Genomic DNA, 22,064 nt, shown 5'->3' with positions numbered 1-22,064 from the left:
GCGCGGCCCGGTCGTGGGGCCTGCTCAGAACGGGGGCTCGTTGCTCGGTTCGTGAGTCACCCATGGGTCGTGGGCCGGCTGCTGGCCGTATCCCTGGGTCTGTCGGCGCTGCGGCTGCCCGCCCTGGGCATTGCCGTCGGCTTTGGTGACGACGGCGGTTGCGCGCATCAGGCTCGGGGCGACCTCATCGGCCTGAATCTCGTAGCTGCTGCGCTTGCTTCCGTCGTTGGCTTCGTACTGGCGCTGGGTGAGGCGGCCGACGACGATCACGCGCATGCCGCGGGTGATGGACTCGGCGACGTGCTCGGCCTGCTGGCGCCATACGGCGACGGACAGGAACAGCGGCTCGCCGTCCTCCCATGCGTTGGCCTGCTTGTTGAACTTGCGGGGCGTTGAGGCGATCCGAAAGTTCGCGACGGGGGCGCCGGCCGGGGTGAACCTGAGCTCGGGGTCGGCAACGACGTTTCCGATCACGGTGATGGTGGTTTCGCCAGACATGGCTAGGCGGCCCTTTCGAGGGTGTCGGAGGAGGTGCGGGGGGTGATCAGCTCGACAGTGGCGAGCTGGGCGGTGCGCTTGGCGGTGCGGGCGGCGCGGGCGCGGGTCCTCTTGCAGGTGCGGCACTTCCGGGTGCCGTTGGGCGCCCAATACGTGTGCGTGTCGTCGTAGGGGTGGCCTGCGGGGCAGTGTGTGACGGCGGCGCGGCGGGCGACGTGGTTGGAGCTGCGGAGGATGTTCACGCGGTGGGTGACGGCCTCGAGGTGGGAGGGCCGGACGCACGCGCGGCGGCGGCATCGGTGGTCGACTTCGAGGCCGTCGGGTATGGGGCCGATGGCCTGCTCGTAGGCGTAGCGGTGGGCCTTGACGGTGCGTCCGTCGGCCCAAAAGGTGCCGTATCCCGTGTCGTTTGTGCTTCCGTCCCACAGGTGGCAGGGGTCGAGGACTCCGCGGATGAGCGGCAGGGGGCCGGCCGTGTTCACCTTGGCGGCGAATCGTGCGGCGGGGGTTGTCCGGTCCATCGGTGCGTACCTCCTGCGGGATGTAGTCGTTCCCAATGTTCTTTCCATGGGCGAACTGTGTTCGTCCATGGGTGGACGATAGTTGACGAGGGGCGGCGCTGGTACCCGCAATTGCCGCCCCCTGTCGGCGGGTTAAGCGGCTGGCGGGCGGGGCGTTTCGGGGTCGGCGAGGGTGAGTGTCCAGCCCTGGGCCGTGAGCTCGTCGGCGACCTGCTCGGCCACGTCCTCGGGATGCGTGAGCGCGAGGCGGTGCGCGTCCTCAAGAGCGGCACGGATCACGGCGAGAGCGGCGGGGATCATCGGCCCTGCGCCCCGGTGATGTGCCGGGCGGTGAAGCGGCCGGCCGCGGCACGGGCGATGGGCGGGCGCACCATGAGGCGGGCCATGGCCTCGAAGTTGCGCTCGACCTGATGCGTGCGGGCCCGTCGGTTCTGCTCGAGCTGCGCGGCGTACTCGGCGGCGAGGCGCTGTTCACGCACAGCGGCGACGCGCTGCGCGGCCTCGGCGTGGCGGCGCTCGGCAAGGATGGCGGGCCCGTCGACCTCGTACAGGGTGCGCCACTGGCCGTATCCGGTGTGCGCCTCGACGATCACGTACGCGCCCTGCTCGGCCATGGCGGCGGCGAGGCGGCGCACGGCTCGACGGTCGGTGGTGCCTCGGATCGCGGGCCGGTCGGGGTGGGCGTCCCACGAACCGGTGACCCGGTAGCCCTTGGTGTTCTTCGTGCGGTCGCTGGAGTTGGCGTGACGGCGGTACGGGGCCTTGCTGGGGTGCTTGCGGTTCATGCTGCGGCTCTGCTCTGGTCGGTGCGGCGGGCGGCGTCGTCCATGCGTCCGGGATGGGCGCGGGCGCGGCGCCGGTTCTTGATCTCGCCCCCCTTGGGGTCGATGCGCCGGCCGCGGCACGGCTCGCCCTCCTCGGCGCCGCACCAGGTGCACGGCACGTCGAGCGGGTCGGGCTGTCCGGTGGTGGCGAGGCGTTCCCGCTCGGCGCGGCGCGGCCGGAAGGCGGCGAGCTCGTCGCGGACGTGGGCCGGCACGTAGTCGCCGAGCGCGGCGAGGCGGGCGGCCACCTCGGGCGCCGGCCCGCCGGTGAGCTCGCGGTACGTGGTCGCGGCGGCGGCGCCGGTGGCGACGGCGTGCCGGGTGCCGAGCAGTTCGGCGCGGTAGGCGGCGACGTCGTCCGGGTCGGCCGCGGGGGTCGGGTCGGTGTGCCGGCCGAGCACGTCGCGGCGGAAGTCGTGCCACGGGCGGGAGACGTCGGCCGGCTTGATCGGGTACGGCGAGGATGCGATGTGGTGGCGTACCACCTGCGCGGCGTCCCAGTTGCGGCCGTGCGGGTGCGGCGCGGTCGGGGGCACGTCGGCGAGCAGGTCGCACCACTGGTCGAGCAGGTCGTCGGCGGCGGCCGGATCGGCGGGGGCGGTGCGCGGGTCGAGGCGGGTCGCGTATGCGAGCAGCGCGGCGACTTCTCGGCGGTTCATTGGGCGGCTCCTTCGGGGCGGTCGGCGGCGGCGGCGAACCATGCGGCGGCCTGCTGCACGCGGCTGGTTCCGGCGGTGCGGGCGGCGGCGAGGGGGATCACGTCGGCGGTCGGCGCGGTGGGGGTGCCCTCGGGGACGGGCGGTAGCGCGGTCCAACCGGGCAGGAAGTAGCGCACGGACCGCGGCCGGCTGCGGGCGTGGTGCCACTGCCCGCGGGCGTGGTCAACCAGCGCGGCGGGCGCGGTCCGTCTGACGATCGCCTCGAGGCGGAACCACTCGGCCTCGGCGAGGGCCCACTCGACGACGATGCCGGCGGCCGTCATCGCGTCGCGCAACGGCCGGATGTTCGGCGGGACGCTCGCGCTCGCGTAGCTAGCTAGCTCTACCTCCGTAGGAGGTAGAGGGGACGGGCCGGGACGGGGGGACCGTGACCGGTCCACGTCGTCACGGTGTGACGACCAGTCCTGACCTGCGGCGCCGTCCGGAAACTCGATCTGATTCGCGGAACTTCCGCGGTTTTCCGGTGACGGATCGTCGGCGAAAAGATTCATCTTCGGGGGCGAATGGAGGGGATTACCGTCCTGGGCGCGTTGCTGTGCGGCCTTCTCGCGGGCGCGCTGCTGGCGGTCGGCGGCGGCGCTGCGCTTGGCCTCGACCTTCTCGCGGGTCGGGTTGTAGATGAGGTAGTCGTGCATCACGTAGTCGCCGGCGGCCGGCTGCGGGCACCGTGCGCAGCCGTGGCCGTGCTCGTGCCACAACCCGGCGGCGACCAGCTTTCGGGCCTGCGGGGCGGTGCCGTACAGCTGGGCGACGATGCCGGGAATGGCGCCCTCGGTGAGGTGCTGGGCGGCGTAACTGCCCGCGCGCATCCACAGGCCGAGGGCGGCATTCCCGGCCTTCAACAGCTTGGGGTGCCCGTGGGCGGTGTCGTCGACTTTGAACCAGGACACGGGGTTTGTGCTCCTTTGGGGGTGTGGCGCCCGGAGCGAGGGGCGCGGCGGCTCGCCCTCGCCCCGGGGCCGCTCACGGGGCGGTGCGGGGGTTCTGGTTGCACGCGTTGCAGTACCGCTTGCCGTCGGCTCGGTGCCGGCCGTGTACGGCCTGGTCGTGGTCGCACGACGGCGGTCGATGGACGATGCCAACGAGCGCGGCGAGGGCGGCGCGATCGCGCTGCCGGGTGGCCTGATCGTCGACGTGGGCGGGGTCGCAGCAACGGGGCATGTCGCATGTCGGGCGCACGGTGCCGACGGGGGCGCGGCCGGTGCGCAGAACGAATGCGGCCTGGTAGGCGGTGTAGTCGCGGCCCTGGTGGCGCAACCGTCCAGCGCCGGACGCGGTGCGGCTGCGGGCGGTCCATTCGCGGTGTCCGCCGTCGGCGGCGCGGGTGCGGGCGGCGAACGCCTGGGCGAGGCCGTTCGGGCCCGCGGACGGCGCGGGGGCGTCGATGGCGAGCTGTCCGGGGATGGTCGGCGCGGGCGGCGTTTCGAGCAGCTGCGCGACGCGGTCGAGGGTCACGGCGTGAGCGATCATCCGAGTTCTCCGTTCCGGGGCCCGCCCCCGCGGGAGTCGGGGGCGGGCGGGCGGCTACTTGCGGCGGTGCCGGCGCTGCGACGCGCGGTACAGGGCGGCGAGGCGGGTCTCGATGGCCCATGCGCCGACGGCGAGGGCGGCGAGGCAGGAGAGATCAGCAATGAGGACGGTCACGATGCGACGGCCTCCTCGCCTGCGGTGAGAACGGCCATGTGGTCGGCGAGGGCGCCGGTGCGCCACGCCTCGGCGACGGCGGTCCGGCCGGTCTTGCGCCACGTAAGCGCGTGGGTGCGGGCGCGGGTCGGCTGGATGGCCACGCCCGGCACCGCGTGCACTTCGCCGGTGGCCCGGTCGACGACCTGAGCGGCACCGACCGCGTTCATCTGAGCGAGCAGTTCCGCGAGCTTCCAGGGCTTCACCTCGCGCACGACTCGGACCGTCGTGCACGCCTCGTCGGGGAAGGTCTCACGCACCCACAGGGCGAATGCGGCCTCGTCCACGACCACGGGGCCCGTCTCGCCGCGGCGAAGCGAGATCGTGGCGACCTCCTGCCCGTCCGGCAGGGCGGCGACGACCCGCTCGACTCCGTCGCGCTTCGCCGCGTCGTCGAGCGCGGCCTGTGTCCGCTTCTTCACGTCCTTCTGCGCGTCGGCCACGCGCTCGGCGAGCAGCTTGAGTACCGCGGCCTGTGCGGCGAGGTCTCGCAGGGACTCAGCCACGGGTCACCCCCGCGGCCTCGAGCAGGTCGTCGCGCATCTCGCGCAGCTGCTCGGCGGTGGCGGCGGCCGGCTGGCATCCGTAGCGGGCGGCGAACGCGTCGTCGGCCTCCGCCCGGCCGGACAACCCGGCGGTCTTGGCGGCGTCGTACAGCTCGCCCGTGGCGGCGGCCTTCTCCTGGTCGACCGGCTGCTCGGCGGCCGGGGCGCCCCTGGCCCACTCCATCGCCCGACGCGGTGCGTCGGCGATCGGGCCCGGACGCTGCTCGGCCGGGGCCTGCTGCTGGGTGGCGGCACGTTTCTGCGCGGCGACCTGGTCGAGGCCGGCGAGGTAGTCCTCGGGCGCCTGGTCGGCGACGGCGGCGGCGCGCACCTTGGCGAACGCCTCGGGGTTCGGCGCCTTCCGAGCCTCGGCAAGGTAGTCGCGTCGCGGGCCCGTGGGGCGCTGGGCGGCCGGCTGCTCCCACGGTCCGGGCTCGGCGCGGTTGCTGCGGCGTGGTTGCTGCTCGCGCTGCTGGCGTCGGCCTTGCTGACGCTGGGCGTGCTCGGCGCGGTGCTCGGGGGTCGGCTCCGCGGTCGGGTGCTGGCGGTCGCCGTCGTCGATGCTGCGACCATCCACAGGCAGCATGAACAGGGTGAACAAGAGGTACTTGAGGGCGGCGGACTGGGCCTTGTTGGTGCTCTTGTCGGCGAAGTCGAACGCCTCGCCCGGAACGTCCGCGAGCAGGCAGTCACCCGCGGGCCCGTAGACGCGGTACCGCATGGTGATGACGGTCCGGGTCATCTTCCCGTCACGCGTCTGCGCGTGCTCGGCGATGGTCGGCAGGATGAACACGCCGTGCGCCCGCATCGGGCCCGCCATCGCCGACATGACGTCGTCGATGCCGCGGAACACGTAGTTCTGCTGTTCGTTCCGCTGGTTCTTCCCGACGGGCATCGCGTCGCGCATCACGGCGTTGATGGCGGTGAATACGCGGGGCGCGTCGGCGGGGGCGCCCTCGGGGGCGGGCACGTAGACCGCATCGGGCGCACGGTCCAGCGCGCGGGCCGGGGACGGGCCGCCGGTCACGGCCTCGATCAGGCGTGCGGCGAGTTCCGGAGTGACGCGCGGGTCGGTAAGGGCGGTGGGCAGGGTGGTGACGGTCACGGGCGCGGGCTCCGGTTCGTGCGGTGGCGGATGTGAGCGGCGAGGCGGGTGATCCGGCCGGCGAGGGTGATCGCGTCGTCGGGGCCGAGGCGGTCGTCGAGGGTGGCGGCGCTGGGTGCCTCGGCGAGCAGCGCGTCGCGGGTGCCGTCGGCCTCGGCGGCGCGCATGGCGCGCTCGTGGTCAGGTATGTCCTCGCTCACCTCGGCGTGGTCGAGGCGGACGACGCTCGCGGCGTGGGCGGCGAGCAGGCGGCCGACGGCGTGGGGGTCCTGGGCGTAGGCGAGGGCGAGATCGTCGAGCAGCGGCGCGGCGCGGTCGGCGAACGGCAGGCGGACGGCGAGGCCGTCGGCCGTGAGCTGGGGTTGAAAGGGCCGGCGTTCGGGGACGCTCGGCGGGGTAATCTCCGGGTTCACGACTGACCCCTTTCTCTGGCGGTCGTGTGGGGTCGCTCCGGGCGCAATCCGGAGCGGCCCCTTTGGCGTCTCAGGCCGCGGCGCGCTCCGGCATGGCGGACGTGCGCTGCTGGCGCTCGAGGCGGCGGAGGATGAGTTCGACCTCGGGGTCGAGGCGGCCGGCGGCGCGTTCGGCGTCGCGGTGCGCGCGTGCCCGGTCGATGACGGCGCGGGCGTTGGCGAGCGCTTCCTCGCGGGTGATCGCCGGGCCGGTCATGCGGCGAGCTTCTTCGTGAGTTGGCGGGCGGACAGGCCGTAGTGCTCTTCGACCACGGCGGCCAGTGCGGCTGACGGCGCGGTGCGGCCGTGCCACAGGCGCCATGCCGTGGCGCGAGGAACGTTCAGTCGACGCGCGGCGTCCGCAGGGGTCCGGTCACCCATGTCGTGAGCAGCGGCAACCAAGAGGGAACGGTCGTACATCAGCGACACCGTCCTTTCATAGATGAACAGTGATCGTTCATGGATGGACGGTAGCATCGGCGGTCGAACTTGCAAATGGGTTATGCCTGGGGGAATTTCAGGTTTCAAATGCCGTTGACACATAGCAACCGGGCGAGAACAATCGGGCATCAGTTCGATCGTTTACGCAGGTGAGGGGGCCTGTCGTGGCACGGGGGAGTTGGACCAGACCTGCCCTGATGAAGGGGCTGCATCGGTCGTCCATGGACGGTATGTTTCATCCATGGACAACGACGCCCCACGGCGCTTCGCGGACTGGCTCCGCGAAGCGCTCACCCGCCGTGGCTACGATCTCGGACTCCGGGGAGGCGGCCGAACCCGCTTCGCGGAAGATTCCGGCATCGGACGCGCCACTATCAGCCGCTTCCTGTCTGGCCAAGCCGCCTCACCAGACGTCAACAGCCTCGCCCTACTTGCCCAGGCGCTACATCTGCCCCTCGGCGAAGTGCTGGTACGCGCCGGCGTCCTCGACGAAGAAGAGCTCCGCTCAGTCCAGCACCCGACCCCGGGCGCCCGCCGCATCACACCCGAGCAAGCGGCCGACGAGCTAGGGCTCCACGACGAGTACCGGCGCACCCTGCTCGTCAACATGATCCAGTCACTTCAACGCACGCCACCCCCCGCGAACACGAACGGCGAGGACCGCCTCGCAGAGAACTGAATCCGCACGGAGGCACACGTGTTGTATGGCCGCTACCTGCCCGCCCTCGGAACTGTTTTGCTGATATCCGGGGTAGCTCTCGGCCTGCTCGGCACCATCGGAACGCGCGGCGGGACAAATGCGGACCAGACCTATTTCGGCTTCCTCCTCACCATCGCCGCCCTCCCGTCGTTCGTCATCGGCCACAACCAGCGCACACACCGCGCCACGGCCGACCAGCTCGCCAAGGCGCACACAGCCGGCTACCGCCTAGGACTCCAACACGCCGCCCTTGGCCTGCTCGACGAGACATCCGTACCGCCCACCCCCGGCGCCCGCGCCGGCGCCCGCGTCCGCATGTCCGGCTGTGCCCGTCCTCTCCGGGTCGTCAAGTACCAGCCCCCGGACCGCAGAGCCCTATAGCAACACCGCGCCGCGCCCACGCGGCGCCCGCTCCATCCCCTATCTATAGGGCGCCGTGCGCTGCCGCGGGGGGCAGCGCAATCCCGCGCCCCTACTCCCAAGGGAAGGAAGCACGGTGACACCTGCTCAACCGTCCAAGGCGGAGCTGTTGCGCTACTTGGACGAGATCGAACCAATTCGCCCGGAAACACTCGGAACCTTCGCCTCGGGTGACTACCTCAAGCTCGAGCCGTACATCGGCTACGTCCGGGTTTCGAGCTGGAACGAGGAGAAGATCAGCCCGACCCTTCAGAAGAAGGCCGTACGCGAATGGGCGCGCCGCAACAACAAGCGCATCATCGGGTGGATCTCCGACCTCGACGCCACAGGCCGCAACTTCCGTCGCAAGATCATGAACGGCATCGAGGGCGTCGAGGCCAGGATCGCCCGCGGTATCGCCGTGTGGAAGTACAGCCGCTTCGGCCGCAACCGCACCGGCAACGCGATGAACCTCGCCCGCCTCGAGGAAGTCGGCGGACAGCTCGAGTCCGCCACCGAGCAGATCGACGCCAGTACAGCCATCGGCCGCTTCCAGCGCGGCATGCTCCTGGAGTTCGCCGCGTTCGAGAGCGACCGCGCCGGCGAGCAGTGGACGGACGTCCATCAGTACCGCCTCAACGAACTCAAGATCCCGTCCGGCGGCCGGGCCCGCTTCGGCTACATCTGGCACCCGCGCCGCATCTACGACCCCACGCTTCTCGGCGGATGGCGCATCCAGGAAGAGTGGTACGAGCCGCACCCCGAGCAGGCGCCCGTCTTCCCCGAGCTCTACCTCGGGTACATCGATGGAACGGGGTACGTCGACCTCTCCCGCTACCTCAACGAGCGCGGCTTTGTGACCACGATGGGCAACCCGTGGAAGGCCGACAGCCTGCGCCGCTACATGGACTCGGGTTTCCCCGCCGGACTCCTCCAAGTCCGCGACTCCTGCGACTGCCCCAAGGGTAAAAAGAGCATCTGCCTGCACTGGCGCCACTTCCTCGGTGCCCAACAACCCGTCATCAACTGGGGCATTGAACGTGACGCGGAAGAGCTCTGGGCGGAGTACCGCGAACGTCGACAGACCGTCAAAAAAACGCCCCCCCGAGCCCGCAATGCCGTCCACGAGATCACCAGCCTGCCCCGCTGCATCCTGTGCAGGAAGGCGATGCGCGGCCTACCGAACACCAACGGTGAAATTTACTGGCGCTGCGCCACCGCGGACGCCGGAGGCGACTGCCCCGGCGTCGCGGGCACACACAGAGACCTGCTCCAGCTCGTACAACACTTCCTGATGAAGGTCGCGAACGGCATCGACACCCTGCCCCCGACCAAGGTGCCTGTGCCGGCGATCCCGCCCGGCCCCGACCCTGCGCGCGAGCGCGCACGGCTGACTGCCGACCTCGACAAGCTGCGCGACGCCCTCAAGCGGTTGATCAAGGACTACTCCTTGAACCCCGACCGCTATCCGGAGGACGCCTACGATGAAGCGCGGCAAGACCTTCAGGCCGAGCGCGACAGGGTCAGTGCAGAGCTCGCGCCCTTCCTCGAGGAGGAGGACGAGCGGCTGGCACCCAAGCAAGAGGACTACCGCGAGCTTGTGGTCGGCGTGCTGCCGGAGTGGAAGACGTTCACGACCCAGTACCGAAACATGATCCTCAAGCAGATGATCCGGTACATCCTCGTATCGCCGCGCCCCTCCCGGCACGAGACGGCGGCGAGCATCGTCCCAGTGTGGAAGCCGGAGGAAGCGGCCTCAGACGTCGGTGTCCAGGCGGTTCCATCAGGTCTGTTGTCCAGTGTTGCTTTGGACGACATGCCCGACGGCATCGCCTGGAGCGCCGCCTGAGGCGCCGCTGACCTGCGGTGATTCGCATGCGCAGCCCCGGTCCGCTGGATGCGGACCGGGGCCGTCTCGTTTCCTCACACCGGCCAGGAGTCGCCCGGGGTGTCGAGCCACGCCTGTTGCCCGTCCGGTGTCACGGTGAGCCCGAACCGGTCATGCGTGGGTCTGCCCTGCTTCTGCCACCACCGGAAGGCCGCTTCCACCTCATCCCACAGCCGGCGCGGGCCCGACTGCCAGACGCGCGCTTCTTTCCCGTCGCGGAACATCACGCACGCCCAGGAGCGATCGCCCAGCCCGTAGAACCACACGGGGCGCGCGCCGTCGCGCGCGTCGGCCACGGCCTGAACGCACTTCCGCACCCGGAGGCCCAGAGCGAACGGCAGGGCGGTGTACCGCCCGGTGACGAACTCGGACTCGGTGACCGCCGTGTCGGAGGTCTCCGCGCTGTCGAACGTGCCCGCCGGAACGTATTCCGCGTGCGGTCGCCGAGGAGAGCGCTGGGACCGGATCTTCATGAACTCCACCGGGCGGGTGAAGCGGCCGAGCGCGGTTCCGCCGTTCACCCTCAGGCGGACCACGGCGTCCGCGTTGCTGTAATGCGTGCCCCATGGGGCGACGACGATCCCGCCCTTGCGGATCTGCGGCAGCCACACACGCGGGGATTCCCGGAGCCCGACGGTGGCGAGGACGCGGTCGTACGGCGCGTGGTCCGGGTAGCCCTTGAACCCGTCGCCCTCGACCACGTCCGGATACAGCCCGGCCGCGCACAGCCGCTCGCGGGCCCGCATGGACACCGTGCGATCAATCTCGATCGTGGTGACGCGCCCGCGCCTGCGTGAGCCCACACATCGGTGGTACAGAGCCCCGGCGGTCTCACCTGTCCCGGTAGCCACGTCCAGCACGTTCATGCCCTCGTCCGCGCCCAGGTCCTGAAACAGTCCGTAGTTCACGGACGGAGCGGACGACGAGCTTGTCGACACGCGCCCCGGCGCGGTACCGGAGTGCGCGCCGTCGTCCCACTGGGTCACGATGGGCTGGTTGCTGTCCACGGCCGCGTACCAGCCCTCGGGGTCGACGGTCCGGTCGACGGCGACGCTCGTACCGGTCTCCATGTCCCACGGCCAGATCAGATCGGGCAGGAAGGCTGCCCGGTCCACGGCTGCGAAGGTCGGAGCCCAGTCCGACGACATCGCTTTCGTCTCGAAGAGGACGCGCCCCAGCTCCTTCCGGCCGGGGCGCTCCACCTGTGGGTTACCCGTCACTTGCGGCGGTCCCCGTCTCCCTCGGGGCCACCGCCGTCGGGGGACGGGGGCTCGGACGGCGGCGTCCAGGGCTGCCCGGGCCGGCGGCGCGCGCCGCTGCCGCGTAGGCGGCCTTTCCGCGAAGCAGACCCGGAGGCGGGGCCGGTAGTACGGGAAGCAGCGTGCTGTGGCTCATGAGTGCATCACCCGCAGGTGGCGGCTCAACGCCGTGGTGAACATGCGGACGGCGGCCGTGCGCCCCTCGCGGTGCGCTTGGCTGCGCAACGCCTTGTATTTGTCGATGGTGGGGCACCGCAGGGGGACGACGACTTCGAGGCTGCCGTAGCCCGTCTCCCACTCCCGGCCGCCTTCGAGCGGACGGAGCCGGTACGTGGGCCCGATCCTTTCCATGACTTCGGCGAGACGGCAGCGGGTCCTGTCATTGACCACCGTGCCGATCAGGAGGTGGTCATGGTCGGGCTGGATGGCGGTGTCACCTGTGGTCCTGACGTTCGCTGCCATTGCGCTCCCCGCACTCGTGAGTCGGTTCGTACGGCATAGACAACAACGGCGGCGCATGCGGCGGTACCGTCAGAGGGTGTCGAAAGGTGTCGCTTCCGGGCCATTAGTGCGCGCAGAAGGCAGGCAGACATGGGGTTACCGAACGTTGAGTTGTCAGGCTGGTTGGAGCGTTCGGGAATGAGCCGAGGCGAGCTCGCCCGACGCGTCAAAGCCAAGGCGATGGCCTGGAGTCAGCCGCACATCGGGCCTGATGCCACCGGTGTGCGCCGCTGGGTTCAAGGGGAAAAGCCGCGCCATCCCATCCCCGAGATCCTGGCGGGGGTGTTCTCGGACCACTTCGGCTACCGCGTCACGACGTACGACCTCGGGCTCGGCGACAGCACCACCGCCGATGCGGCACTCGTGTACAACTCGTCGTACGCAGGTACGGTTGAAGTCGTCGCAGACCTGGGGAGAGCGGACGTGGACCGACGTGCATTCCTGGCAGCCGCACCGTTCGCGGCCGTTGCCGGACTGGGGCCGTCGCGGGACTGGTTGCTGAACACCCTGAGTCAGGAGCCGAGGCCGGGACCGAGGGTGAAGCTCGAGGACGTCAGCGCCGTCAAGAACATGTTCACGACGTTCCAGCGCATGGACATCTTCCAAGGGGGAGGGTCCGGTCGGCTTGCGCTGGCCGAGTACCTGAACCAGCACGTCTACCCGTTGCTGCGCCGCACGCATTCCGAAGACGTCCGCCGGGCCCTGTGCGAGGCGGCGGCCGAACAGACGTACCTGCTCGGCTGGATGGCTTACGACAACGGCGAGCACGGGACCGCACAGCGCTACCTCATTCAGTCCCTGAGGCTGGCCGACGAGTCGAAGGACGTCGCACTCGGGGCCCACGTTCTGGCCGGTATGGCGGACCAGGCCACGTTGCTCGGCGATCCGGCCGAGGGGCGCAGGCTGGCGCAGGCGGGGCGCCACGGACTCGCGAAGTCGACCTCGCTCGCCTGCCTCGCCGACCTCTGGTGCCTTGAGGGGCGGGCGCTTGCCCTGCTTGGCGACAGGGCCGGGGCGGTTCGCGCCGTGGCGGAGTCGGAGAAGGCCGCCGAGCGAGTACGGCTCGAAGGCGAACCGGAGTGGGCCGCGTTCATCGACCCCGCGTACCTTCACGGGGAGCACGCCAACACCCTCCGGGACCTCGGCGAGTCCACCGCCTCCGAAGAGCACGCACGCCGCTCGATCGACTACGCGAAGAGGCAGAACAGGGCGCGGCGAGGCGCGATGTCCCATGCCGCACTCGCGGCCTCCCACGTGCAGCGACGGGACCTGGAATCCGCCTGTGCGGCCGGTCTGCGGACGTTGGCGCTGGCGAAGCAGGTGAAGTCCTCACGAGCGGTCGAAGCTGTGACGGACCTGCAAAAGCGACTGCGGCCCTTCGGGCGGAACCGGCTCGTCGCGGACTTCGATGAACGAGTGCGCGATCTCGTCGCTGCCGCGTAGAGGCGGCGACGAGAGGGCGTCCGGGGGAGGAGCGGGACCCATCGGAACGGCTTGGGCGCCCTCTCCGGGAAAAGGTTCGTGAAATCCTTCACATGAAAAAATGCCCGGTGGGGCACGCGAGGGGGCCGATGGGCCCCCTTTGTCGTCCCCGGAGCCGTCGACGACCGGATACAGGTCGGTTTCTGGCGGCTTAAAGAGACGTTTATGCGGACCCTTCGAGCGGCAGTGGTTCACCGCCCCGAGAGGCCACAAGTCCAGTTCAGCGGGGGTGTACAACGCATGCCCGGAGGTGGTGGTTCCCTTTCCGGGGCATGACATGGGTCACGGGAGCGGCGGAGTGTAGCAGACAGGCCCGCACACCTTGTGAAGGGGCTCACGAGCACCCCTGTGCGGAGTGCTGGATACTCGAAACATGAGCACCACGGAGCGTCCACGGATCCTCGTAGTAGGCGGTGGGTACGTCGGCCTGTACGCGGCGCGCCGCATCCTTAAGAAGATGCGGTACGCGGAGGCGACCGTCACGGTCGTCGACCCGCGCTCGTACATGACCTACCAGCCCTTCCTGCCCGAAGCAGCTGCCGGCAGCATCTCCCCCCGCCACGTCGTGGTGCCGCTGCGACGCGTGCTCCCCAAGGCGGAGGTCCTCACCGGCCGCGTCACCACCATCGACCAGGACCGCAAGGTCGCCACGATCGCGCCGCTCGTCGGCGAGGCGTACGAGCTGCCCTTCGACTACCTGGTCATCGCGCTCGGCGCGGTCTCCCGCACCTTCCCGATCCCCGGCCTGGCCGAGAACGGCATCGGCATGAAGGGCATCGAGGAGGCCATCGGCCTGCGCAACCACGTCCTCGAGCAGCTCGACAAGGCCGACTCGACCACCGACGAGGAGATCCGCCGCAAGGCGCTCACCTTCGTCTTCGTCGGCGGCGGCTTCGCCGGCGCCGAGACGGTCGGCGAGGTCGAGGACATGGCCCGCGACGCCGCGAAGTACTACCCGAATGTCAAGCGCGAGGACATGCGCTTCATTCTGGTCGACGCCGCGGACAAGATCCTTCCCGAGGTCGGGCCGAAGCTCGGCGCGTACGGCAAGGAGCACCTGGAGAGCCGTGGGGTCGAGATCCACCTCTCCACCTCGATGGACTCCTGCGTCGACGGCCACGTCGTGCTGAAGAACGGCCTGGAGGTCGACTCCAACACGATCGTGTGGACCGCCGGCGTCAAGCCCAACCCGGCCCTGGCCCGCTTCGGCCTGCCGCTGGGCCCGCGCGGCCACGTCGACACCTCCGAGACCCTCCAGGTCCAGGGCACCGACTACATCTGGGCCGCCGGCGACAACGCCCAGGTCCCGGACATGATCGGCCGCAAGGCCGGCAACGAGAACGCCTGGTGCCCGCCGAACGCCCAGCACGCGCTGCGTCAGGCGAAGGTCCTCGGCGACAACGTCATCTCGGGCATGCGCGGCTTCCCGCAGAAGACGTACGAGCACGCCAACAAGGGTGCGGTGGCGGGCCTCGGCCTCCACAAGGGCGTCGCGATGATCGTCATGGGCAAGATGAAGATCAAGCTCAAGGGCCGCCTCGCCTGGTACATGCACCGTGGCTACCACGGCATGGCCATGCCGACCTGGAACCGCAAGATCCGCGTCTTCGCGGACTGGACCCTCGGCATGTTCCTCAAGCGCGAGGTCGTCTCGCTCGGCGCCATGGAGAACCCGCGCGACGAGTTCTACGAGGCCGCCAAGCCCGCGCCGCAGGCCGCCAAGGCCGACTCTCCCGCACAGAAGGCCAAGGCCTCCTAGCGGGTTCCGCGACAGCGCGGTCAACGTAGCCGGAAGGCGTCCACCAATCCGTGGGGTGGGCGCCTTCCGGCATGTCCGGACGCGGAGAGTCGATCTACTCTGACGGAACGGGACTACGGAGCCGACTCCGGGTGTTTAGGTGTCAGTTGAACGTTTCTCCTGACCTTGCATCATGGAGGTGTGCGACATGGCCGACGCCGCTCGACGGCTCTCCGCGCTCGCGGAACAGGTACTGGGGACGCCGCTCCCCGTCCGCATCCGCGCATGGGACGCCAGCGAGTACGGCCCCCCGGGCACCCCGGTCCTGGTCGTCCGGCACCGCCGGGCCCTGCGCCGGCTGCTGTGGAAGCCGGGTGAGCTCGGCCTCACCCGCGCCTGGGTCGCGGGCGAGATCGACATCGACGGCGACCTCTACGAAGCCCTCGACCTGCTCGCCGGCTCCCTGTGGGAGCGCGGCGAGGGCACCGGCCGCTCCTCCGGCATCGCCGCCCTGCTGTCCGCCGTCCGCGACCCCTGGGTGCGCGACGCGGCCCGCGAAATGATCAGACTGGCCGGCCCCGGACTGCCGCCCAGGCCCCCGCGCGAAGAGGCCCGCAAGCGCGGCGGACTGCACTCGCTGCGCCGCGACCGCGCGGCCATCAGCCACCACTACGACGTCGGCAACACCTTCTACGAGCGTGTGCTCGGCCCCTCCATGGTCTACTCCTGCGCCTACTGGGAGAGCCCCGACAGCACCCTGGAAGAGGCCCAGAGCGCCAAACTCGACCTGGTCTGCCGCAAGCTGGCGCTCCGGCCGGGCATGCGCCTGCTGGACGTCGGCTGCGGCTGGGGCTCGATGGTGCTGCACGCGGCGCGCGAGTACGGCGTGAGCGCCGTGGGCATCACGCTCTCCGAGGAGCAGGCCGCGTACGCCCGCAAGCGCGTCGCCCAGGCCGGTCTGACGGACCGTATCGAGATCCGGGTCCAGGACTACCGCGAGATCACCGACGGGCCGTTCGACGCGATCTCCTCCATCGGCATGGCCGAGCACGTCGGCTCCGCGCTCTACGCCGAGTACGCCGACGACCTCTACGGCCTGCTGGAGCCCGGCGGCAGACTGCTCAACCACCAGATCGGCCGCCGCCCGCTGATGGACGAGGAGGCGTACGAGGTCGACGAGTTCATCGACCGCTATGTCTTCCCCGACGGCGAACTCGCCCCGGTCGGGCGGACCGTGGCGCAGCTGGAGGAGGCGGGCTTCGAGGTCCGGGACGTGGAGGCGCTGCGGGAGCACTACGCCCTGACCCTGCGCCGGTGGGTGGCCAACCTGGAGGCCCACTGGGACGAGGCCGTCGGCCTCACCTCGCCCAGCCGGGCCCGCGTCTGGCGGCTCTACATGGCCGCGTGCGCGCTGTCCTTCGAGCGCAACCGCATCGGCGTCAACCAGGTGCTGGCGGTCCGTACGCCGGAATCGGGGGCGTCGGGGCTGCCGCTGCGTTCGCGCGACTGGCGCTGACGCTCCCCTGATACGACTCCGGCCCCGCGGCGGTCGCCGCGGGGCCGGATCGGTGTGTGGGGCGGTACTACTCGGCCTTGATGGCGGAGAGCATGTTGAGCTTCGCGGCCCGGCGCGCGGGCCACAGCGCGGCCAGGACGCCGACCAGGGCGGCCAGGGCGAGGAAGACGCCCATCCGGCCCCACGGCAGGACGAGCTCGTAGGTGCTCAGGGAGGTGCCTATCTGCTCACCGGCGGCCCAGCCGAAGAAGACGCCGAGGCCGATGCCGAGCACACCGCCGAAGAGCGAGATGACCAGCGACTCCAGGCGCACCATCCGCTTGATGCCCTTGCGGTCCAGGCCGATGGCGCGCAGCATCCCGATCTCCTGGGACCGCTCGAACACCGACATCGCCAGGGTGTTGACGACGCCGAGGACCGCGACGATCACGGCCATGGCGAGCAGCCCGTAGAGCATGTTCAGCATCAGGCCGATGGCCCGGGATATGCCGTCGGAGATGTCCTGCTTGGTCTGGATCTGGATGGCCGGGTTGTCGCCGATGGCCTTGCGCAGCGAGGCCTCGGTGGCCTCGCTGGTGCCGCCCTTGGTCTTGACCATCACCTGGCGGTCGTCGACCTGGCTCTGGTGCGGGGCCAGGGCCTCCTTGTCGATCCAGACGCCGCGCATCAGGTCGTTGCCCTTGTAGAGGCCGGAGACCGTCAGCTTGCCCTTCTTGCCGTCCTCGAAGGTGACGTCGAGGGACGAGCCGAGCTTCCAGTGGTTGTCGCGCGCGGTGGCGTCGTCGACGACGACCTTGTCGCCGGAGAGCCCGTTGACCGAGCCCGCCGTGAACTCGAGGTTCGTCAGCTCGCCGATGGTCTTGCCGTTGACGCCCGTGAGGCTCTGGTGGTCGCCGCCGATGCGGGCGGGGGACGAGCGCAGCGGGCTGGCCGCGGTGACGTCGGGGTGTGCGGAGAGCTTCTTCTCCACATCGGTGGACAGCGGGGTCATGCTGGCCATGGAGACGACGTAGTCGGCCTTCAGGGAGCCGGTGGCCATCTTGTCGATGGCCTGCTGCACACTGCCGGCGATCACGGTCAGGCCGGTGATCAGGGTCAGACCGATCATCAGCGCGGAGGCGGTCGCGGCGGTGCGGCGCGGGTTGCGGACGGCGTTCTGCCGGGCGAGCTTGCCGGGCATGCCGAACGCGCGCAGGACGGGAGCGGCGGCGGCGATCAGCGGGCGGGACAGCAGCGGCGTCAGGACGAAGACGCCGATGAGCAGCAGGCCCGCGCCCAGCCCCAGGACGCTCTCGCTCCCGGCGGTCACCGTGAGCAGGACACCGATCGCGGCGAAGGCGCCGCCGATGCTGTTGCGCACGACCAGGGAGCGGGTGGTGGGCGTGGCGTGGACGCTGTTCATCGCGGCGACCGGCGGGATCTTCGCGGCGCGGCGGCCGGGCAGCCAGGCGGCGAGCATCGTGACGACGACGCCGACGATCAGCGAGGTGAGGATCGTGCCCGGGGAGATGACGAGCGGGCCGTCGGGGACGGTGGCCCCGGCGCCGTTCATCAGCGCGCGCAGCCCGGCGCCGATGCCGATGCCCGCGAGCAGGCCGGTGACGGCGGCGACGGCGCCGACGACGAACGCCTCGATCAGGACGGAGCGGGTGACCTGGCGGCGGCTCGCGCCGACGGCGCGCAGCAGCGCCAGCTCCTTGGTGCGCTGGGCGACCAGCATGGTGAAGGTGTTGGCGATGATGAAGATGCCGACGAAGAGGGAGATGCCGGCGAAGACCAGCATGCCGGTCTTCATGCCGTCCATGCTCTGGGCGATCATCTTGGCCTGCTCGTCGGCGAGCTCCTTGCCCGTGGTCGCCTCGGCGTCGGCCGGCAGGACCTTGTCGACGGCGGACTTCAGGGCGGCCTGCGAGGTGCCGGCCGCGGCCTTCACGTCGATCTCGTCGAACGTGCCGGGCCTGCCGTAGAGCTTCTGCGCGGTGGCCGTGTCGAACAGGGCGAGGCTGCCGCCGGCGGCGACGTTGCCGTCCTCGGTGGTGAAGACGCCGACGACCTTCTGGTTCATCACCGGGCCGTCGACGGAGACACGGACGGTGTCGCCGACCTTGTGGCCCGCGCGGTCGGCGGTCCTGGTGTCCAGGGCGATCTCGCCGGGGCCGTGCGGTGCGCGGCCGTTCTTCATGGGGTAGCGGGCGTCCTTGCCGTCCTTGCCCGCGTAGTAGTTGCCGCCGGAGGAGTTGAAGCCCTCGCCGACCAGCTTGCCGTCCTTGCCGGCGACGGCGGCGAAGCCGTTCACGGTGCCGGTGGCCGCGGTCGCGCCGGGCACCCGCGCCACCTGGTCCAGGAGCTTCTGGGTGAGCCGGGGAGCCGCGCCGGGGTTGCCCTGGTCGCGGTCCTCCTTGTGCGGCTGGATGGCGACGTCGACGCCGGTGAAGCCCTTTTCGGAGCTCTTCTGGAAGGCGTCCGAGATGGTGTTGGTGAACACCAGGGTGCCGGAGACGAAGGCCACGCCGAGCATCACGGCGAGGACGGTCATCAGCAGCCTGGCCTTGTGCGCGAGCACATTGCGCAGGGCGGTACGGAACATGGTCAGTCAGTCCTGGGGGAGTGGGCTGTGGTGAGCTGGCTGTCGGCTGGGGGAAGTCAGCTCGTACGGCCCTTGGCGTCGAAGCGCTTCATGCGGTCGAGGACGCCGTCGGCGGTGGGCCGCTGGAGTTCGTCGACGATGCGGCCGTCGGCGAGGAAGACCACCCGGTCGGCGTAGGAGGCGGCGACGGGGTCGTGGGTGACCATGACGACGGTCTGGCCGAGCTCGCGCACGGAGTTGCGCAGGAAGCCGAGGACCTCGGCGCCGGAGCGGGAGTCGAGGTTGCCGGTGGGTTCGTCGGCGAACATGATCTCGGGCTTGCCGGCCAGGGCGCGGGCGACGGCGACGCGCTGCTGCTGGCCGCCGGAGAGCTGGCTGGGGCGGTGCTTGAGCCGTCCGGAGAGGCCGACGGTGTCGACGACCATGTCCAGCCACGCCTTGTCGGGCTTCCGGCCGGCGATGTCCATCGGCAGGGTGATGTTCTCCAGCGCCGTCAGGGTCGGCAGGAGGTTGAACGCCTGGAATATGAAGCCGATCTTGTCGCGGCGCAGGCGGGTGAGCTTCTTGTCGTTGAGCGAGGTGAGCTCGGTGTCGCCGATGCGGGCGGAGCCGCCGGAGACGGAGTCGAGGCCGGCCATGCAGTGCATGAGCGTGGACTTGCCGGAGCCGGAGGGGCCCATGATCGCGGTGAACTCGGCCTGCCGGAATTCCACGGACACGGCGTCCAGGGCGACCACCTGGGTCTCGCCCTGGCCGTACACCTTGGACAGATCCGTGGCGCGGGCCGCCACCGCGGTGGGGCGGGCGGCGGTCTGCACGCCGGAGAGGGAGCCGGGGGAGAGGGACACGGTGGAGCACTCCTGTCGGGACGACGGACGAAGGGGACTGTGTCCATCGTCCGTTGCGCAAAGGGCCCGTGGATCAGCCCCAGCTCTCGTTCCCGGGGGAGACCCGGGAGGTATCCCGGCGCCGTCTCCTCCTCCTTGGGTATGAGGGGCCCCTCCCTCGGACCCCTACCGGTCCCCCCGGTCGAAGGCGCGAGATTGCGACAATTCCGGGCCTCCGTGGAGGTGGGTCGGTGAACGGGGGGTATCGGCCCGTGGCATGTGCCTTTGGCGTCACACCTGTACTGATGCACCCTCAGTTGCCAATAAAATAAGACAACCTCGGGGTCTCGTTCCGCTGTTTGGGGGGCGCCGCCCGGCTAGGCTCGTCCTGCTCTCCTCAAAGAGAGAAGGCTCGCGCGCCTCTCCCTGCCTGTACGCCCGAGAGCCCTGCCCGGATGGTGGAATGCAGACACGGCGAGCTTAAACCTCGCTGGCCCTTCGGGCCGTGCCGGTTCAAGTCCGGCTCCGGGCACTCTTCTGCTTCCTGGTGCTCACTCTCCGCAGGGAACCGACTGCCACCGGTTCGCGTTTCCCCCAGAAGCGACGGGAAAAGATCGTCCCCAAGCACGAGCGCATTCTTTTGCCTACCCATTACCCTGGTCGCAAGGCCGCGCAGGGTGGCCATGGAGGAGTGAGATGAGGAGCAGCAACCCGGTCTTCTCGCGTCGGTTCCGCGACAACGGCTACGCGGGCTTCAACGCGGGGCCGCAGGGTCCGCAGGCCGGGACCGCGGCCCAGGGCAACCCGTACGCGAGCAACCCCTACGCCCAGCCCACCAACCCGTACGCGGCGAACCCGTACGCCCAGGGCGGCCCCGGCCTTCAGCAGGGCGCCCCGCAGGCCCCCGCGCAGCCCGGCCGGATGACGATGGACGACGTCGTCATGCGCACCGGCATGACGCTGGGCACGGTCATCCTGCTGGCGGCCGTCGGCTGGGCGGCGAACGTCCCCGTAGGCATCGGCTTCGGCGCGGCCATCGTCGCGATGGTGCTCGGCCTGATCCAGTCGTTCAAGGAGAAGCCGGTCCCCGCGCTGATCCTGGGCTACGCCGCGTTCGAGGGCCTGTTCCTCGGCGTGGTCAGCAAGGCGTACAACCACTACGCGGACGGCGCGCCCGTGCAGGCGGTGCTGGGCACGATGGCGGTCTCCGTCGGTGTGCTCATCGCCTACAAGACCAAGCTGATCCGCGTCGACCGGCGCTTCGTCCGCTTCGTGACGGCCGCCGCGATCGGCTTCATGCTGCTGCTGCTGGTGAACGTCCTGTTCGCCGCGTTCGGTGGCGGCGACGGCCTCGGCCTGAGGTCCGGCTGGCTGGGCATCGGCGTCGGTGTCCTCGGCGTGCTGATCGGTGCGGCGTTCCTCGCGATCGACTTCAAGGGGATCGAGGACGGCGTCCGCTACGGCGCTCCGCGTGAGATGGCCTGGATGGCGGCCTTCGGTCTGACGCTGTCGCTGGTGTGGATCTACGTGCAGATGCTGCAGCTGGTCACCGCCATCATGGGCAACGACTAGCGGACGGCTGACGCTCCGGCGAGCTGACGAAGGGCCCGGGAAGACATCGTCTTCCCGGGCCCTTCGCCGTGGAGTGCCCCGTTGCGCGCCATGGTGTCGGGGAGAGCCGGGGGAGTGTGACCGCTAACGGAACTTCCGGGCGGCCCTGCGGAGGTCGTACTCATGGACGATCGCTTTGGCGTGGCCGTAGGCGAGGTCGTGCTCTCCCCGCAGCCAGCTGACCTTCTCCTCGAAGCGGAAGAGTGAGGGGCCTTCTTCGACCGTGCGCAGCCAGTCGGCGACTTCCCGGCCGGTGCAATGGGGGATTCGGGAGAGCAGGTTCCGGTGGGTCTCGTCGGAGAAGACGTGGGACATCGGCGCCTCCGGACGCGTCGGATGTTGGTCCTTCCTGTCACCGTGCCTGAGTGTTCAGGCGTTGGCAACAGTCCGGCCACGGCGCATAGGCTCGCGCTGTGGATGATGTGACGCCTCTTCTGGCCGCCGTGGACGCCTTCGCCGACCGGCTGCGTGCCCTGCCGCAGTCCCGCCTGAGCAGGGGAGCCGCGGCGGAAGCGCTGACGCTCGCCCGCGAGTTGGCGGCGTGGACGCAGCGGATCGAGGAACCGGACGCCGGGGAGGTGAGGGAAATGCCGGAAGCGGGCATGTTCGCGGTCGCCGACCAAGTGGCCGTGGCCGGTCATGATTTGGCCGAAGCGCTCGCCGCCCATGGCGCGAAGGCGGCCCCCGAGGGGGCCGGAGTGGCCGAGGCGGTCGCGCTGGTCGAGGACGCCGCGCGGCGCTGCGGGCTCTGAGGGTGCCGCCGGGCGC

The 22,064-nt window shown here is 70.4% G+C and carries 25 protein-coding genes and 1 tRNA gene; 9 read left to right on the top strand and 17 right to left on the bottom strand.

Translation table 11 applies throughout. The features are described 5' to 3' along the window. Positions 1-24 precede the first annotated feature (24 nt). From ACZ303_RS07405 to ACZ303_RS07350, 12 genes are all read right to left on the bottom strand, one after another. Positions 25-498 carry a single-stranded DNA-binding protein gene (locus ACZ303_RS07405; RefSeq protein WP_467336029.1) on the bottom strand — a complete coding sequence of 158 codons (474 nt, stop codon included), beginning with the start codon at positions 496-498 and terminating at the stop codon, positions 25-27. 2 nt (positions 499-500) lie between these two features. Next, positions 501-1,019, bottom strand: coding sequence for an HNH endonuclease signature motif containing protein (locus tag ACZ303_RS07400; protein WP_467336027.1), 519 nt, complete (start codon positions 1,017-1,019; stop codon positions 501-503). 132 nt (positions 1,020-1,151) lie between these two features. Next, a complete protein-coding gene (locus ACZ303_RS07395; protein WP_467336025.1) occupies positions 1,152-1,319 on the bottom strand; it encodes a hypothetical protein in 168 nt (55 codons plus the stop codon). Beyond that, positions 1,316-1,804, bottom strand: a complete 489-nt coding sequence (locus ACZ303_RS07390) for a hypothetical protein (RefSeq protein WP_467336023.1) — start codon at positions 1,802-1,804, stop codon at positions 1,316-1,318. Before ACZ303_RS07390 ends, ACZ303_RS07395 begins: the two co-directional genes overlap by 4 nt. Continuing rightward, on the bottom strand, positions 1,801-2,502 hold the full coding sequence (locus ACZ303_RS07385; protein ID WP_467336021.1) for a zinc finger domain-containing protein: 702 nt from the start codon (positions 2,500-2,502) through the stop codon (positions 1,801-1,803). The genes ACZ303_RS07390 and ACZ303_RS07385 overlap by 4 nt, the downstream gene beginning before the upstream one ends. Continuing rightward, the gene (locus ACZ303_RS07380; RefSeq protein WP_467336019.1) at positions 2,499-3,452 is read right to left on the bottom strand and encodes a mucin-2; all 954 of its coding nucleotides are present in this window, start codon (positions 3,450-3,452) and stop codon (positions 2,499-2,501) included. The genes ACZ303_RS07385 and ACZ303_RS07380 overlap by 4 nt, the downstream gene beginning before the upstream one ends. 73 nt (positions 3,453-3,525) lie before the next feature. After that, positions 3,526-4,032: a hypothetical protein gene (locus ACZ303_RS07375; protein ID WP_467336017.1), complete on the bottom strand. Its 507-nt coding sequence runs from the start codon at positions 4,030-4,032 to the stop codon at positions 3,526-3,528. 170 nt (positions 4,033-4,202) lie between these two features. Next, positions 4,203-4,751, bottom strand: a complete 549-nt coding sequence (locus ACZ303_RS07370) for a hypothetical protein (protein ID WP_467336015.1) — start codon at positions 4,749-4,751, stop codon at positions 4,203-4,205. Beyond that, positions 4,744-5,895, bottom strand: a complete 1,152-nt coding sequence (locus tag ACZ303_RS07365; RefSeq protein WP_467336013.1) for an ERF family protein — start codon at positions 5,893-5,895, stop codon at positions 4,744-4,746. The genes ACZ303_RS07370 and ACZ303_RS07365 overlap by 8 nt, the downstream gene beginning before the upstream one ends. Beyond that, positions 5,892-6,308: a hypothetical protein gene (locus tag ACZ303_RS07360; protein WP_467336011.1), complete on the bottom strand. Its 417-nt coding sequence runs from the start codon at positions 6,306-6,308 to the stop codon at positions 5,892-5,894. The genes ACZ303_RS07365 and ACZ303_RS07360 overlap by 4 nt, the downstream gene beginning before the upstream one ends. A 70-nt stretch (positions 6,309-6,378) precedes the next feature. Next, positions 6,379-6,564, bottom strand: a complete 186-nt coding sequence (locus ACZ303_RS07355) for a hypothetical protein (RefSeq protein WP_467336010.1) — start codon at positions 6,562-6,564, stop codon at positions 6,379-6,381. Beyond that, positions 6,561-6,776, bottom strand: coding sequence for an XRE family transcriptional regulator (locus tag ACZ303_RS07350; RefSeq protein WP_467336008.1), 216 nt, complete (start codon positions 6,774-6,776; stop codon positions 6,561-6,563). The genes ACZ303_RS07355 and ACZ303_RS07350 overlap by 4 nt, the downstream gene beginning before the upstream one ends. Positions 6,777-7,029: 253 nt before the next feature. Here ACZ303_RS07350 and ACZ303_RS07345 point away from each other — a divergent pair, with 253 nt between their 5' ends. From ACZ303_RS07345 to ACZ303_RS07335, 3 genes are all read left to right on the top strand, one after another. Continuing rightward, complete coding sequence (locus ACZ303_RS07345; RefSeq protein WP_467336006.1) at positions 7,030-7,467, top strand: helix-turn-helix domain-containing protein; 438 nt, start codon at positions 7,030-7,032, stop codon at positions 7,465-7,467. 18 nt (positions 7,468-7,485) lie between these two features. Continuing rightward, complete coding sequence (locus ACZ303_RS07340; protein WP_467336004.1) at positions 7,486-7,869, top strand: hypothetical protein; 384 nt, start codon at positions 7,486-7,488, stop codon at positions 7,867-7,869. A 115-nt stretch (positions 7,870-7,984) separates the two neighbouring features. Next, positions 7,985-9,736, top strand: a complete 1,752-nt coding sequence (locus ACZ303_RS07335) for a recombinase family protein (RefSeq protein WP_467336002.1) — start codon at positions 7,985-7,987, stop codon at positions 9,734-9,736. A 74-nt stretch (positions 9,737-9,810) separates the two neighbouring features. On the opposite strand, the gene ACZ303_RS07330 is transcribed toward ACZ303_RS07335, so the two are convergent. Together ACZ303_RS07330 and ACZ303_RS07325 are read right to left on the bottom strand one after the other, a co-directional pair. After that, positions 9,811-10,995, bottom strand: a complete 1,185-nt coding sequence (locus ACZ303_RS07330; protein ID WP_467336001.1) for a methyltransferase domain-containing protein — start codon at positions 10,993-10,995, stop codon at positions 9,811-9,813. 171 nt (positions 10,996-11,166) lie between these two features. After that, positions 11,167-11,496: a hypothetical protein gene (locus ACZ303_RS07325; protein ID WP_467335999.1), complete on the bottom strand. Its 330-nt coding sequence runs from the start codon at positions 11,494-11,496 to the stop codon at positions 11,167-11,169. A gap of 129 nt (positions 11,497-11,625) precedes the next feature. Between ACZ303_RS07325 and ACZ303_RS07320 the strand changes: the two genes are divergently transcribed. The 3 genes from ACZ303_RS07320 (at position 11,626) to ACZ303_RS07310 (ending at position 16,271) form a co-directional block, all read left to right on the top strand. Further along, on the top strand, positions 11,626-12,978 hold the full coding sequence (locus tag ACZ303_RS07320; protein ID WP_467335997.1) for a transcriptional regulator: 1,353 nt from the start codon (positions 11,626-11,628) through the stop codon (positions 12,976-12,978). A gap of 412 nt (positions 12,979-13,390) precedes the next feature. Further along, positions 13,391-14,776, top strand: coding sequence for an NAD(P)/FAD-dependent oxidoreductase (locus ACZ303_RS07315; protein ID WP_467335995.1), 1,386 nt, complete (start codon positions 13,391-13,393; stop codon positions 14,774-14,776). Between the two features lie 187 nt (positions 14,777-14,963). Next, positions 14,964-16,271 (top strand): class I SAM-dependent methyltransferase, encoded by a 1,308-nt coding sequence (locus tag ACZ303_RS07310; protein ID WP_467335993.1) that lies wholly within the window; start codon positions 14,964-14,966, stop codon positions 16,269-16,271. 67 nt (positions 16,272-16,338) lie between these two features. Here ACZ303_RS07310 and ACZ303_RS07305 read toward each other — a convergent pair whose 3' ends face one another. Both ACZ303_RS07305 and ACZ303_RS07300 read right to left on the bottom strand, forming a co-directional pair. Further along, a complete protein-coding gene (locus ACZ303_RS07305; RefSeq protein ID WP_467335991.1) occupies positions 16,339-18,858 on the bottom strand; it encodes an ABC transporter permease in 2,520 nt (839 codons plus the stop codon). A gap of 56 nt (positions 18,859-18,914) precedes the next feature. Beyond that, positions 18,915-19,676, bottom strand: a complete 762-nt coding sequence (locus ACZ303_RS07300; protein ID WP_467336679.1) for an ABC transporter ATP-binding protein — start codon at positions 19,674-19,676, stop codon at positions 18,915-18,917. 458 nt (positions 19,677-20,134) lie between these two features. On the opposite strand from ACZ303_RS07300, the gene ACZ303_RS07295 reads away from it, so the two are divergent. Both ACZ303_RS07295 and ACZ303_RS07290 read left to right on the top strand, forming a co-directional pair. Continuing rightward, a tRNA-Leu gene (locus ACZ303_RS07295) sits at positions 20,135-20,217 on the top strand. A gap of 164 nt (positions 20,218-20,381) precedes the next feature. Then, positions 20,382-21,257, top strand: a complete 876-nt coding sequence (locus ACZ303_RS07290; RefSeq protein ID WP_467335989.1) for a Bax inhibitor-1/YccA family protein — start codon at positions 20,382-20,384, stop codon at positions 21,255-21,257. Between the two features lie 123 nt (positions 21,258-21,380). On the opposite strand, the gene ACZ303_RS07285 is transcribed toward ACZ303_RS07290, so the two are convergent. Continuing rightward, complete coding sequence (locus ACZ303_RS07285; RefSeq protein ID WP_467335987.1) at positions 21,381-21,611, bottom strand: DUF4287 domain-containing protein; 231 nt, start codon at positions 21,609-21,611, stop codon at positions 21,381-21,383. 98 nt (positions 21,612-21,709) lie between these two features. Here ACZ303_RS07285 and ACZ303_RS07280 point away from each other — a divergent pair, with 98 nt between their 5' ends. Beyond that, a complete protein-coding gene (locus ACZ303_RS07280; RefSeq protein WP_467335985.1) occupies positions 21,710-22,048 on the top strand; it encodes a hypothetical protein in 339 nt (112 codons plus the stop codon). Positions 22,049-22,064: the final 16 nt, after the last annotated feature.

It is taken from the genome of Streptomyces sp. NPDC023527 (genome assembly GCF_055560115.1).
The sequence above is the reverse complement of the archived record's forward strand: the minus strand, read 5'-3'. Positions and strand labels throughout refer to the sequence as shown.

Bases quoted from the DNA above. Each gene is read 5' to 3' on its own strand.
- ACZ303_RS07405 (WP_467336029.1), bottom strand. From the start codon at position 498: ATGTCTGGCGAAACCACCATCACCGTGATCGGAAACGTCGTTGCCGAC.
- ACZ303_RS07400 (WP_467336027.1), bottom strand. From the start codon at position 1,019: ATGGACCGGACAACCCCCGCCGCACGATTCGCCGCCAAGGTGAACACG.
- ACZ303_RS07395 (WP_467336025.1), bottom strand. From the start codon at position 1,319: ATGATCCCCGCCGCTCTCGCCGTGATCCGTGCCGCTCTTGAGGACGCG.
- ACZ303_RS07390 (WP_467336023.1), bottom strand. From the start codon at position 1,804: ATGAACCGCAAGCACCCCAGCAAGGCCCCGTACCGCCGTCACGCCAAC.
- ACZ303_RS07385 (WP_467336021.1), bottom strand. From the start codon at position 2,502: ATGAACCGCCGAGAAGTCGCCGCGCTGCTCGCATACGCGACCCGCCTC.
- ACZ303_RS07375 (WP_467336017.1), bottom strand. From the start codon at position 4,032: ATGATCGCTCACGCCGTGACCCTCGACCGCGTCGCGCAGCTGCTCGAA.
- ACZ303_RS07355 (WP_467336010.1), bottom strand. From the start codon at position 6,564: ATGACCGGCCCGGCGATCACCCGCGAGGAAGCGCTCGCCAACGCCCGC.
- ACZ303_RS07345 (WP_467336006.1), top strand. From the start codon at position 7,030: ATGGACAACGACGCCCCACGGCGCTTCGCGGACTGGCTCCGCGAAGCG.
- ACZ303_RS07325 (WP_467335999.1), bottom strand. From the start codon at position 11,496: ATGGCAGCGAACGTCAGGACCACAGGTGACACCGCCATCCAGCCCGAC.
- ACZ303_RS07320 (WP_467335997.1), top strand. From the start codon at position 11,626: ATGGGGTTACCGAACGTTGAGTTGTCAGGCTGGTTGGAGCGTTCGGGA.
- ACZ303_RS07315 (WP_467335995.1), top strand. From the start codon at position 13,391: ATGAGCACCACGGAGCGTCCACGGATCCTCGTAGTAGGCGGTGGGTAC.
- ACZ303_RS07310 (WP_467335993.1), top strand. From the start codon at position 14,964: ATGGCCGACGCCGCTCGACGGCTCTCCGCGCTCGCGGAACAGGTACTG.
- ACZ303_RS07305 (WP_467335991.1), bottom strand. From the start codon at position 18,858: ATGTTCCGTACCGCCCTGCGCAATGTGCTCGCGCACAAGGCCAGGCTG.
- ACZ303_RS07290 (WP_467335989.1), top strand. From the start codon at position 20,382: ATGAGGAGCAGCAACCCGGTCTTCTCGCGTCGGTTCCGCGACAACGGC.
- ACZ303_RS07285 (WP_467335987.1), bottom strand. From the start codon at position 21,611: ATGTCCCACGTCTTCTCCGACGAGACCCACCGGAACCTGCTCTCCCGA.